The following is a 12,872-nucleotide window of genomic DNA, read 5'->3' as shown; positions in this document are numbered from 1 at the left end:
CAATTTGGATACCGTAGTCATGGCCCGGTCTCTCTTCGGCACATCTTTAGGATTTCATATTATTTACGCAACAATCGGTGTCGGAGTTCCCGTTATGATTATTATTGCGGAAGCCCTGCACTGGATAACGAAAGATAAAGATTACGCATTATTAGCCACACGCTGGACGAAAGGATTTGCGGTTTTACTCGCAGTAGCCATAGCTTCTGGTACCATTGTCGGTGTGCTAATAGCGTTATTATTTCCAAGCTTTATGGAGATCGTGGGGCAGGTCATTTCTCTGCCCTTCCAAATGGAGATCTTCGCCTTCTTAATTGAAGCTGTGTTTATGTCCATCTACTTATACGCTGCTGATCGGCTGCCTCCTGCTTTACGAATCTTGAGCATATTCTTCGTAGCAATCGGGGCAACTACTTCAGCGATCATGATTACAGATGTGCACGCTTGGATGAATACCCCGGCAGGATTTGATATCACCCCTGGAGGTGAAGTAACCAACATAGATCCGTGGGCGGCATTCTTTAATCCCAGCTTCGGAATTACGGCACTTCATGTAACGCTTTCTGCTTATATGACCGTTGCTTTTCTAATTGGCTCGATCGCAGCGCTTCGTTTACTTAAACGAAATTTATCAACCAGAGAACGTTCCTATCACCGGAAAGCGCTGATGATTTCTCTCTACTTTGGAGCCGCTATGTCGCTGACAACCGCTCTTAATGGACATGAAACAGCACAAATGCTTCACGAATATCTGCCTCGCAAACTGGCTGCAGCAGAGGGGCTATTTGAAACGACACGTTATGCGCCGTTATCAATTGGAGGCTACACGTCTCTCGAAGATAAAGAGGTAAAATATGCAGTCGAAATTCCCTACGCCTTAAGCTTCCTAGCAGGTAATCGATTTGATACAGAAGTAAAGGGCTTGAATGAATATCCGGAAGAACTTTGGCCACCGCTGTATATTCATATTTTGTTTAATATTATGGTCGGGGTCGGATCCCTGCTCATTGTCTTATCCCTATTCGCCATCGGCTGGAAGCACCTTTTGAAAAAGGAGTTCCCCGGCTGGCTGCTTGCGCTTCTTGTTGTCGGAGGTCCGCTTGCCATTATCGCAATCGAAACAGGCTGGTGCTTCAGCTGTATCGGCCGGCAGCCATGGACGATTAACGATGTGCTCAGAACGGATGCTGCTGCTACGAAATCGGCTAGTGTTGGCACGCTGTTTATTTTATTCCTGTCCCTTTATTTAACTCTATTGTTTGTGACCGCCTTTGTTCTAAGATTCTACTTTAAGAGACACCCCGTCGAAAATGAGCTTACTTCATAGAGGAGATGACCATTTATGCACGCATCAACGTTAGCCATCACTATATTATGGAGTTTCCTCTTTGTTTACTCTATTTTAGGTTCACTCGACTTTGGGGCAGGGTTTTGGGGAATGATTTATGGCGGGAATAAGAAAACAAATGCTTCCATCATTGCCAATCGTTTTTTATCCCCTACGTGGGAAATAACCAACGTGTTTTTTGTCATATTTGTCGTGGCACTCGTGAACTTTTTTCCGTTTGCCACAACAATGCTCGGAAGTTTACTTCTCCTCCCCGTCGGCCTCGGACTCATACTACTTACCATCCGAACCACCTTTATGGTGTTTGCTCATCACGTTCAAAAATTTAGAACTGTTCTGAGGATTACTTCCGGTTTTACCGGACTCTTAATTCCTGCTTTACTCGTCAGTATTCTGCCCATTACCTTGGGGGGATTTGTAGAATTAGAAAACGGCTATCCACAGCTTCTTTACGGGAAATTGTTTCAAGATCCCACACTTTACATGCATATTGCTTTCGGATTAACGACAGAGCTCTTCATCTCTTCGGTATTTCTAATGGACTATGCCAAAGAAGCGGACGATTGGTCCGCTTTCCAAACCTACCGAAACCATGCCATCTGGCTTGGCCCGATATCGATTATTATCGCTGCGCTTACGATAGGAACGATGCCAGAGGAAGCTTCCTGGATCGTGGATAATATTAAGGCGGATCCTGATTGGTTTATTGTTTCCACCTTCTTCTTTCTCGTTGGATACGGATTCTTATTTGTAAGAAAATACAAAAACTTTCGCGGCTCTCCAAGGCCGGCGGTCATCCTTATCATGCTGCAATATGCAGCAGCCATTTATGCCTATGGATCTGCCCATCTGCCTTACTTAGTATTCCCTCAGTTAACTATAGCGGACGGCTTTACGAATCCAACCATCTTTTATCAGTTATTAATTGTTTACGGAATTGGGTTTGCTATTCTTATTCCCGGGTTTATTCTATTTTGGAAGCTATTCTTAAAAGACCGGCGTTATTTAAAGCAAGAATGATCAAGAGTTGAGAAGCAGCCCGAACCATTGATTTCTTGTGGTTCGGGTTTACTTCTTCATTCAGCCCTATACCAATGCTCGAAAAAGCTGCATAGTCCGTGTTCCTGAAACGTTTATCCCTTTGCTTCTACCGGGTACATAGAACTATCTATATAAGAAAGAAGGAGATTGCCTATGAAATCCCTCAGCCATGAGTACTTAGAAGATGCCATTGAAGACAGCAGACCGTATGCTTCAAAAGGAACCGTGAACAAATCACTCCCTGATTTTGACGGTACGAAACAGGACCTGCTTGGCATCTCCATTATTACGAACGATCAAACCTGTTATTCTGGCGGCGATTCCAAACAATATGTTCCAATGCAAAGCACATCTAAAATTATTTCATTGATGCTTGCTCTCCATGATTTCGGAAAAGACCGGGTCTTTCAGGCAGTGGGAATGGAGCCTATGGGAGACTTCTTTAATTCAATCAGTCAGTTGGAATCTTATGATACAAGCAAACCTTTCAACCCTATGATCAACGCAGGAGCCATAGCTGTGTCAGCGTTAATTAAGGGTCACGATAATAAAAACAGGTTCGATCGCTACCTGAAATTTCTCCGAAGGATTACGAATAATTACGACCTGGATTTAGATGAAAAAGTGTATGAAGCGGAAATAGCAAACGGATCTAGAAACCGTGCGCTTGCTTACTTTATGCATAGCACAGGAAGCCTCGTCAGTGATGTGGAAGAAGCCCTTGACCTTTACTTCCGAATTAACTCTGTCATGATGTGCTGTGAGGATTTTGCTAAAGTCGGCACCTTTTTATCTCGAGGAGGACGAGCCCCTGACAATGACGAAAAACTAATTCCGCCCCACCATCTTCGGACTGTAAAAGCTATTATGATGACATCCGGTATGTATAACTCTTCCGGGAGGTACGCCGTTGAAGTTGGTTTCCCATGTAAAAGCGGGGTTTCGGGCAGTATCATAGGTGTTGTCCCCGGGATAATGGGCATCGGTATCGTCGGTCCTGCGATTGACGAAAAAGGAAACAGCACCGCAGGCGGGGCCTTGCTTAGGAAAATCTCTCAGGACTTAGAACTGAACATGTTTGGAACAGGCCATTTTTATGGCAGAACCCCAGAGGATCGTTAAATGATCGTTTAAGTGGAAGGGAAAGGATTTCGAGTCTTTTTAACGAATTATCCTTTAAAGGAGGTTCGGCTTATGACTGATTACTTAAGGGATTCTTTTCATCAATTCTTTGACCAATTCAAGAACCAGGCAGGCAAGCAGAATTTAAATTTTCTCAAGCAGACCATCTCAAAGGATTTTGCTGCACGAGAAATCCGTGGAGATGAAGTGGTCGATTATGTTTCTAACCAATCCATTGAAGGCTGGAAGCAGGCGTTTGATCACTTCTCTGGTATGGATATGGAATGGATTTATACGGACCATTCCATTACACAATTAAAAGAAGATGAATGGCAGGCAGCTTTCTGGGTCTCCATTATTGTAGAAGGTGAAAAGCTCCCTACTTCAAATTTATTTTTTGACACCTTTAAATATCTAAATGGAGAGTGGAAATTAGTTCGATCCTACATAGAATCAGGCGTCCAAAATCCTGCTTAACCGTTTTGTGACAGACTATGTCACCTTCTGTAGTTCATTCAAGTTCCTGCTTGTTCCAATAACCATAAGTATAAGTCAGGCTGATGCTGGGGGATATCTATTTATTTCAGGATATAATTTCGATATAAATCTTTCAATAAAGGGCAGAAGTAGGGAAGATTTTGATTTCGAGACATTTGTTGCGTCAAAGAAAGTGAATCTTCAGACTAAAGACTTGCGGTTTCCGTTACGAAGAATACAGGTTCAAGGTCGGGGAAATGACTCGGCCAGCTGCATCGCCCAGACACTCGCGTCATAAGCAGGAACATCAACGGAATGAAAGATCACATCCCTTTTGATGTTTCTGCTTATGCGTGTCGTGTCTATCGGGGCGATTCCACATTTGTTCACTTTCCATGGGCGGGCGGTGAGCTTCCTCGGGCATTGCCCTGTGGGATCTCACCCTGCCCTATCCTCCCATAGGAGTCTCCCCATTTCCCCGACCTCTTTATGATTATGGAGAGAACGGAAATATAAAAAGTACCTGCTAAACAAAAACCAGGGAATTCTAAATAGCCTAATATAGAAATCCCCCCCTTGATTCATAAGTAACATCAATTCTGTAAGATATTTTCTTTCGTAGCGAAGTTTGTTCATCCATATTAGATAGTGCGGGAAACCGTTGCTCATTCCCTCACAACCATAGCTGGATGAACGCCACTTATTACAAATAAAATGCTTCTTCATTACCAACCTCCCGCAGGGTTCTAAATCAGTATTTTCGCACCATAAAGAGCTTTGCTCGAGGAGGCTCAGCGCCTGCCCCACGGAAAGCGAACCTTTTCCCGCAGTCCCTAAACACTCACTATCGTCTCGAAACTAAGTCTACAAGAATAGAAAGCCTTTATGGAATGACATTTAATTAAAAAATTCAAATAATTCACTTTTTTCTGTTGTAAAATCATTCGAAGTAGTGTAGATTAGTGAGAAGGATTTTTTACTACGGAAAAATTAAATAGCGTTTTCTCTTATCAAGAGAGGCAGAGGGACTGGCCCGACGAAGCCTCAGCAACCACTGGTTTGACCAGAAAGGTGCTAACTCCAGCAAGTTGATTCATCAACTTGGAAGATAAGAAGAAGGATCATTCATTCTAAAGTCTTCTTCTTATAAGAAGGCTTTTTTTGTTTTTTAAATTACAATTTGTGCTTGAAAAGGAGAATGAAAAATGTCTACCCCTCATAACGAAACGAAATTTGTTCATACCGGAAAAAACAACGGAGATCCCACAGGTGCCATCAGTGCCCCTGTCTACTTCTCCACCCCTTACCAGCATAAAGGGATTGGAGAATCTACAGGGTTCGATTACTCTAGAACGGGCAATCCTACCCGAGCTATCTTAGAACGGACCATTGCAGAAATTGAAGAAGGAGAGGCTGGGTTCGCTTTCAGTTCAGGGATGGCCGCCATCCAAACCGTGATCTCGTTATTTAACCAGGGGGATGAAATTCTCGTTTCGGAAGATCTATACGGAGGGACATATCGATTATTTGAACACGTAAGCGAGCACTCCGGAGTCACCTTCCATTATTCAGATAGTCAAGATTTATCCAATCTTGAAGCGAAAATTACGGAGCAGACAAAAGCTATTTATGTGGAAACACCGACCAATCCATTAATGCACGTCGCAGACATTCCCAAAATTTCCGAGGTCACAAAGAAGCATAATCTGTTGTTAATCGTGGATAACACCCTGTACACGCCTTATCTGCAGCAGCCTTTAAAAGAAGGCGCCGACATCGTCATTCACAGTGCCACCAAGTATCTCGGAGGACATAATGATGTACTGGCAGGGTTACTAGTCGCTAAAAAACCTGAAGTTTGCGAGAAACTTGGAATCTATCAAAATACTGCCGGCGCTGTATTGTCCCCTTTCGATTCTTGGCTGCTCATGCGGGGCATGAAGACATTGGCATTAAGAATGCGCCAGCACGAAGCAAATGCAAAATCAGTCGTGCAATTTTTAGAAAAACATCCCGCCGTAGCTAATGTGCTGTATCCAGGACGAGGAGGAATGGTTTCTTTTCGGTTAACTTCGGAGCATTGCATCGATCCATTTTTAAGAAACTTGCAGACGATTACTTTTGCGGAGAGTTTGGGCGGTGTAGAAAGCTTTATTACGTACCCAGCCACTCAGACTCATGCGGATATTCCGGAAGAAAAACGAACAAGCTACGGCGTTTGCAACCGGCTCCTCCGCTTTTCCGTCGGCATTGAACATATCGATGACCTGCTTGAAGATCTCGACCACGCTTTGGCTATTTTAGTAAAGGAGGAATTGATAAAATGACAAACACACAGCATTCCTTTCAAACACGTCTGCTTCACAGCAAGCATAAGTTTGACCCTGAGACAGGAGCGGTGAGTGTGCCGATCCAACAAGCCTCTACGTTTCACCAGAAAAACTTTGACCAGCCGGGAAAATACGACTACAGCCGCTCAGGTAACCCAACAAGAGAAGCTTTGGAAGAAACCATTGCAAGTCTTGAAGGCGGCAGCCATGGCTTCGCATTTGCTTCTGGAATGGCGGCAATCTCTACCTCGTTTATGCTGCTGTCGCAGAATGATCATGTCGTCATTTCTGAAGATGTGTATGGAGGTACTTTCCGTATGATCCACGACGTACTTCACAGGTTTGGAATCGATCACACATTTGTAAACATGACCGATCTTCATGAAGTAGCAACCGCTATTCGGCCGAATACAAAGGTGGTCTATATTGAAACCCCGTCCAACCCTTTATTAAATATTACCGATATTAGGGCTGTAGCTAAACTGGCGAAAGCCAATGGCTGTTTGACCTTTGTAGATAATACATTTATGACCCCCGCCCTTCAGCGGCCACTTGAACTGGGGGCAGATGTCGTGCTTCATAGTGCCACGAAGTTTATTGCCGGCCATAGTGATGTGGTCGCAGGTCTTGCAGTTGTAAACCACCCTGCTCTAGCTGAACAGTTGTCTTTTCTACAAAATGCTTTCGGTTCCATACTGGGAGCGCACGATTCCTGGCTCGTGTTAAGAGGATTAAAGACACTTGATTGCAGACTAAAGCAATCTTCTGAATCTGCCCAAAAAATTGCTGCCTATTTACAACAGCATCCGAAAGTGGAGCAAGTCTATTACCCAGGGTTCACCTCTCACCCCGGTCATTCCACTCATTCTTATCAAGCACAAGGGGCAGGTGCCGTTCTTTCCTTAAGATTGAAGGACGAAGCTGCGGTTAGAGAATTCTCCAAGCATCTGGAAATACCCGTCTTCGCTGTAAGTCTAGGCGCAGTGGAATCGATCCTCTCCTATCCCGCTAGAATGTCTCACGCTTCTATGCCGAAGCATGAACGGCTGAAACGAGGAATTACAGATGGTCTCTTGCGTTTATCGGTCGGACTAGAGAAGCCTGAAGATCTTATTCAAGACTTTGAACAGTCACTTGCTCATGTGGAAGCAGATTCTTTGGTAAGAAGGGTGAGTGTGTAACTCGTGAAACTTCATGAAGCCTTGCAAGAGCGGACACTTATCGGAGACGGGGCCATGGGGACCTTGCTCTATTCATACGGCATTGACCTCTGCTTTGAAGAACTGAATCTTTCCCACTCCAAAGAAGTGCTGAACGTTCATAAAGCTTACGTTCACGCGGGAGCTGACGTGATCCAGACAAATACCTACGGGGCAAATTATGTAAAGCTTGCCCGCTATGGTTTGGAGGATCAAGTTAAAGAAATCAATACAGCCGCCATCAAGCTTGCTAAAGAGGCTGCCCAGAATCAAAGTTATGTAGTAGGAACAGTGGGAGGTATCCGCGGCATTCAGAAACAAACCACCCCTCTTGAAGAGGTTAAGCGGAGTTTTCGAGAGCAGCTTTATTGTATGCTTTTTGAAGAAGTGGATGGGATCTTGTTCGAAACTTACTTTGACTTAGAAGAACTGCTAACCGTGGTTGAAATTGCAAAAAAAGAAACAAACCTTCCGATTATTGCTCAAGTGTCCATGCATGAACCAGGTGTTCTTCAGGATGGAACACCACTGACGGAAGCGCTGGAATTGATTGAGGAGTTGGGAGCCGATGTCGTAGGAGTTAATTGCCGTCTTGGACCGTATCATATGATTCAGGCATTGGAAGAAGTCCCGCTTCCCAAAAAAGCTGTACTTTCTGCTTATCCAAATGCCAGTCTGCCCGATTATGAGGATGGACGCCTCGTTTATCCAACCGACCCCACCTATTTCCAGAAGAGTGCGATCCAGTTATACGAGCAAGGGGCGAGACTCATCGGCGGATGCTGCGGAACAACACCGGACCATATCCAAGCGATCGCAGAATCCGTAAAAGGAAGGGCGCCCATCACTTCTAAAACCATTCCAGTCCGGGAGCAGCCTGCTGCTATTGAAGTCACTGAAAAAGAACGCAAGCCGCACTTACATGAGCTTGCTCATCAGGGAAGATCCATTATCGTTGAACTAGATCCCCCTAAGCGGCTGAAAACCGACCGCTTTTTCCAGGGAGCGAAGGCATTGAAAGATGCTGGGGTTGATTCCGTCACCCTTGCAGACAATTCCCTCGCTTCTCCGAGGATTAGTAATACCGCCATGGCCACCTTAATTCATAAAAAATATGACATTAACCCTTTGGTGCATATTTCCTGCCGGGACCGCAACCTAATCGGCCTGCAATCCCATTTGATGGGACTGCATACTCTCGGGATTCATGAAGTACTGGCCGTTACAGGTGATCCTACCAAAATAGGCGATTTTCCCGGGGCGACCTCCGTCTATGATTTGTCATCTTTTGATTTAATCCATTATATAAAACAGCTCAACAAAGGAATTTCTTTTTCAGGAAAACCACTGGGGGAAAAAACGTCTTTTTCAGTAGCTGCAGCCTTTAACCCTAACGTGCGCAACCTGAACCGCGCCGTTGGAAGACTTGAAAAGAAGATAAAGTATGGAGCAGACTACTTTATCAGCCAGCCCGTTTACAGTGAAGAACAGATCCTTGAAGTCTATGAAGCTACCAAACACATAGAATCTCCCATTTACATTGGGGTCATGCCATTAACCAGTTCACGCAATGCGGAATTTCTGCACAATGAAGTACCGGGCATTACCCTGTCCTCAGAAATTAGAGATCGGATGGACCTATACAGAGATGACCCTGCCCTATCGAAAGACGAAGGCATTGCGATTGCAAAATCTCTAATTGATGCCGCCCTCGATCTCTTTAACGGCATTTACTTAATTACCCCATTTCTCCGCTACGAAATGACAGTAGAATTAACAAATTATATTCAGGAAAAGACGAAGGAAAGACAAGAAAGGAAGGTTTCAAATGGTATCCACATTATTTGAGCAGCAACTTCAGAAAAAAATCATGGTACTGGATGGAGCTATGGGGACCATGCTACAGCAAGCCACCCTCTCGGCAGAAGACTTTGGCGGTGAAGAATATGAAGGATGTAATGAATACTTAAATCTTACGTACCCTTCCCTGCTTGATTCCATTCATTCGGCGTATCTTGAGGCGGGGTCCGATATCATTGAAACGAATACCTTTGGAGCTACTGATCTCGTGCTGGATGAATATAACCTTGGCCACTTAGCTGAAGAACTCAATGTAAAAGGAGCTCAAATCGCCAAGCAAGCTGCGGCAAGATATACAATCGCTGACCATCCTCGTTTCGTAGCAGGAGCCATGGGACCAACGACCAAAACCCTATCCGTCACAGGCGGAACCACCTTTGAATTACTTAGTAAAGCGTATCAGGAGCAAGCCCGAGGCCTTATTAAAGGCGGAGTAGATCTTCTCTTGCTGGAAACTTCCCAGGATATGCTGAACGTTAAGGCGGCCTACCTTGGAATTACAAAAGCCTTTATAGAAACGGATCAGCACTTACCTCTCATGATATCCGGGACCATTGAACCGATGGGAACGACGCTTGCCGGCCAGAATATTGAAGCCTTCTATCTTTCCTTAGAACATATGAATCCGGCCGTAGTCGGACTTAATTGCGCCACCGGTCCGGAGTTTATGCGCGACCATTTACGATCCCTTTCTGATTTAGCTACCACATCCGTCAGCTGCTATCCGAATGCGGGCTTACCGGATGAAGAAGGAAACTATCACGAAACACCTGAATCTTTAGCAGAAAAAATCTCCGGATTTGCGGAAAAAGGCTGGGTCAATGTTGTCGGAGGCTGCTGCGGCACTACGCCCGCTCATATTAAAGCTCTCTCACAAGTGGTTCAAGGTTTTACACCAAGAACCGCACCCGCTACTCACCCTCATGCAGTGTCGGGAATCGAACCCTTTATTTATGAAGACAAAAGCAGCCGGCCGATTCTTGTCGGGGAAAGAACGAATGTGATTGGCTCTCGAAAATTTAAGCGGCTGATCGCCGAAGAAAAATTTGAAGAAGCATCCGAAGTAGCAAGAGCCCAAGTGAAAAAGGGGGCCCAGGTCATTGATATCTGCCTCGCCGATCCTGACCGGGAAGAAGCCAATGACATGGAAGCGTTCATGCAGCAAGTTGTAAATAAAGTAAAAGTACCGCTTATCATTGATTCCACTGATGTAGAAGTTATTGAAAAAGCGCTGACTTATTCGCAAGGAAAAGTCATTATCAATTCCATCAATCTGGAGGATGGCGAAGAACGTTTCAAAGAAGTTCTTCCACTAGTGAAGCAATACGGAGCTGCCGTTGTGGTTGGTACGATTGATGAAACAGGGATGGGTGTAACCGCTGAAAGAAAACTAGAAATTGCCAAACGATCTCATGATCTTTTAGTGGAAGATTATGGCCTGCACCCTTCTGATATTATTTTCGATCCGCTTGTCTTCCCTATTGGTACGGGGGATGAGCAATATATTGGTTCAGCAGAAGCCACGATTGAAGGAATTAAATCCATTAAAGATCACCTGCCCGAATGCCAGACCATTTTAGGGATTAGTAATGTTTCCTTTGGTCTGCCTCCGGTAGGCAGAGAAGTATTAAATGCTGTTTATCTTTACCACTGTACAAAAGCTGGACTCGACTATGCGATTGTAAATACCGAGAAGCTGGAGCGATATGCTTCCATCTCTGAAGCCGAAATTAAACAGGCAGATGAACTGCTTTTTCACACCACGGACCAGACGCTTGCCGATTTCACAGCTTTTTACCGGGGAAAGAAAAAAGAAGTAAAAGTCCCTACTTCTACCATGACCTTAGCGGAACGGCTTGCCCATTATGTGGTGGAAGGCACGAAAGAAGGGCTTCTTCCGGACCTTGAGGAAGCCCTTCGTCAATACAACACTCCCCTTGAAGTCATCAATGGACCCCTGATGAAGGGCATGGCCGAAGTCGGTCGATTATTTAATGATAACCAGTTGATTGTCGCTGAGGTGCTTCAAAGCGCGGAGGTCATGAAAGCCTCTGTTGCATTTCTTGAACCCCACATGGAAAAGGATGATCACTCTAATAAAAAAGGGAAAGTCCTCCTAGCTACAGTAAAAGGCGATGTGCATGATATCGGTAAGAACTTGGTTGAAATCATTTTGAGCAACAATGGTTTTGAAGTAGTCGATCTCGGAATTAAAGTGACCCCTTCGGATTTAATCAAACAAATAAACCAGGAAAAACCAGACTTTATTGGTCTTTCAGGATTACTTGTGAAGTCAGCACAGCAAATGGTGTTAACGGCGCAGGATTTAACTCAGCAAAAAATTTCTCTGCCGATCCTTGTAGGGGGCGCTGCCCTTTCGAGAAAGTTCACCCATACTAAGATTGCCCCTCAGTATAAGGGACCGGTCTTTTATGCGAAAGACGCCATGAATGGACTTACCATCTCAAACAAGCTGAGCAATAAAGAAGACCGGGAAATTTTACTCCAGGAACAATCAGAGAAACAGGCTAAAGCAGCGGCAGGAAGTGAAAAGCAGCAAGCTGCAGCTTCAGCAACCGCTGTGGCAGAGAAACCTAAATCCAAGGTAGCCACCAATGTGCCTGTGTATCTCCCTAATGATTTTAAGCAGCATGTCATTAAGAATCATTCGATCGCTCATATCGAGCCCTTTATTAATCAGCAAATGTTATTAGGTCACCATCTAGGATTAAAGGGAAAGATCACAAAGTTATTAGAAGAAAATAATCCGAAGGCTCTTCACTTAAAACAAGTCGTCGATGAATTATTAAGGAAGGCCAGTCAAGAAGGCTGGATTAAACCATCTGCCCTGTACCGCTTCTTCCCTGCCCAGTCAGATGGAGATGATGTGATCATTTATGACCCCATAGACAAGCAAACCGTGATCGAACGTTTTACTTTTCCACGGCAAGCTCGTGATCCTCACCTTTGTCTCGCCGATTATCTGCGTCCGGTTTCCAGTAATGAAATGGATTATACTGCGTTTTTTGCGGTATCAGCCGGGAAGGGGATTCGAGATCGATCGGTAGAACTCAAAAATAATGGCGATTACTTAAAAAGCCACGCCCTGCAGGCGCTTGCACTTGAAACTGCTGAAGGTCTGGCTGAGCATGTTCACCAGCTGCTGCGTGACAAATGGGGATTTCCTGATCCTACAGATTTCACGATGCAGGAACGTTTTTCTGCTAAGTATCAGGGCCAGCGTTATTCCTTTGGCTACCCTGCCTGCCCTGATTTAGAGGATCAGCGAAAATTGTTTAAACTGCTCCAGCCTGAGCAAATTGGAATTGAATTAACAGAGGAATGTATGATGGAGCCGGAAGCTTCTGTCACAGCGATGGTATTTGCTCATCCAGAAGCTCGTTATTTTAATGTCCATTAGTAAGAGCTCTACAGCACAGCGAAGTAAATAAAAACAGGGTCAGAAGAAAAAATCTTCTGACCCTGTTTTTTTCT

8 protein-coding genes and 1 riboswitch are annotated in these 12,872 nt (G+C 44.7%); all 8 genes read left to right on the top strand.

The features are described 5' to 3' along the window. The first annotated feature begins 4 nt into the window (after positions 1-4). The 8 genes from Q7A53_RS13075 to metH all read left to right on the top strand — a co-directional run bounded on the left by Q7A53_RS13075 (position 5) and on the right by metH (position 12,798). Entirely contained in the window at positions 5-1,327 is a 1,323-nt protein-coding gene (locus Q7A53_RS13075; RefSeq protein WP_411789613.1) for a cytochrome ubiquinol oxidase subunit I, read from the top strand. A gap of 15 nt (positions 1,328-1,342) precedes the next feature. Further along, positions 1,343-2,368 (top strand): cytochrome d ubiquinol oxidase subunit II, encoded by a 1,026-nt coding sequence (locus Q7A53_RS13070; RefSeq protein WP_411789612.1) that lies wholly within the window; start codon positions 1,343-1,345, stop codon positions 2,366-2,368. 174 nt (positions 2,369-2,542) lie between these two features. Further along, positions 2,543-3,511, top strand: a complete 969-nt coding sequence (gene glsA / locus Q7A53_RS13065; RefSeq protein WP_411789611.1) for a glutaminase A — start codon at positions 2,543-2,545, stop codon at positions 3,509-3,511. Positions 3,512-3,583: 72 nt separating this feature from the next. Further along, positions 3,584-3,988 (top strand): flavoprotein, encoded by a 405-nt coding sequence (locus Q7A53_RS13060; protein WP_411789610.1) that lies wholly within the window; start codon positions 3,584-3,586, stop codon positions 3,986-3,988. 1,004 nt (positions 3,989-4,992) lie between these two features. Next, a riboswitch (SAM riboswitch) is annotated at positions 4,993-5,103 on the top strand. Between the two features lie 90 nt (positions 5,104-5,193). After that, positions 5,194-6,315 carry a methionine biosynthesis PLP-dependent protein gene (locus tag Q7A53_RS13055; RefSeq protein WP_411789609.1) on the top strand — a complete coding sequence of 374 codons (1,122 nt, stop codon included), beginning with the start codon at positions 5,194-5,196 and terminating at the stop codon, positions 6,313-6,315. Further along, a complete protein-coding gene (gene metC, locus Q7A53_RS13050) occupies positions 6,312-7,499 on the top strand; it encodes a cystathionine beta-lyase (RefSeq protein ID WP_411789608.1) in 1,188 nt (395 codons plus the stop codon). The genes Q7A53_RS13055 and metC overlap by 4 nt, the downstream gene beginning before the upstream one ends. Before the next feature lie 3 nt (positions 7,500-7,502). Next, entirely contained in the window at positions 7,503-9,365 is a 1,863-nt protein-coding gene (locus tag Q7A53_RS13045; protein WP_411789607.1) for a bifunctional homocysteine S-methyltransferase/methylenetetrahydrofolate reductase, read from the top strand. Beyond that, positions 9,346-12,798: a methionine synthase gene (gene metH / locus Q7A53_RS13040; RefSeq protein ID WP_411789606.1), complete on the top strand. Its 3,453-nt coding sequence runs from the start codon at positions 9,346-9,348 to the stop codon at positions 12,796-12,798. The genes Q7A53_RS13045 and metH overlap by 20 nt, the downstream gene beginning before the upstream one ends. Positions 12,799-12,872: the final 74 nt, after the last annotated feature.

The sequence above is a fragment of the Halobacillus rhizosphaerae genome (assembly GCF_046719735.1).
Taxonomy (GTDB): Bacteria; Bacillota; Bacilli; order Bacillales; family Halobacillaceae; genus Halobacillus_B; species Halobacillus_B rhizosphaerae.
Note: the sequence above shows the minus strand (reverse complement) of the source record. Positions and strands in the feature narration are given on the sequence as shown.

Coding starts and splice junctions, on each gene's coding strand:
- Q7A53_RS13070 (WP_411789612.1), top strand. CDS start 1,343: ATGCACGCATCAACGTTAGCCATCACTATATTATGGAGTTTCCTCTTT.
- glsA (WP_411789611.1), top strand. CDS start 2,543: ATGAAATCCCTCAGCCATGAGTACTTAGAAGATGCCATTGAAGACAGC.
- Q7A53_RS13060 (WP_411789610.1), top strand. CDS start 3,584: ATGACTGATTACTTAAGGGATTCTTTTCATCAATTCTTTGACCAATTC.
- Q7A53_RS13055 (WP_411789609.1), top strand. CDS start 5,194: ATGTCTACCCCTCATAACGAAACGAAATTTGTTCATACCGGAAAAAAC.
- metC (WP_411789608.1), top strand. CDS start 6,312: ATGACAAACACACAGCATTCCTTTCAAACACGTCTGCTTCACAGCAAG.
- metH (WP_411789606.1), top strand. CDS start 9,346: ATGGTATCCACATTATTTGAGCAGCAACTTCAGAAAAAAATCATGGTA.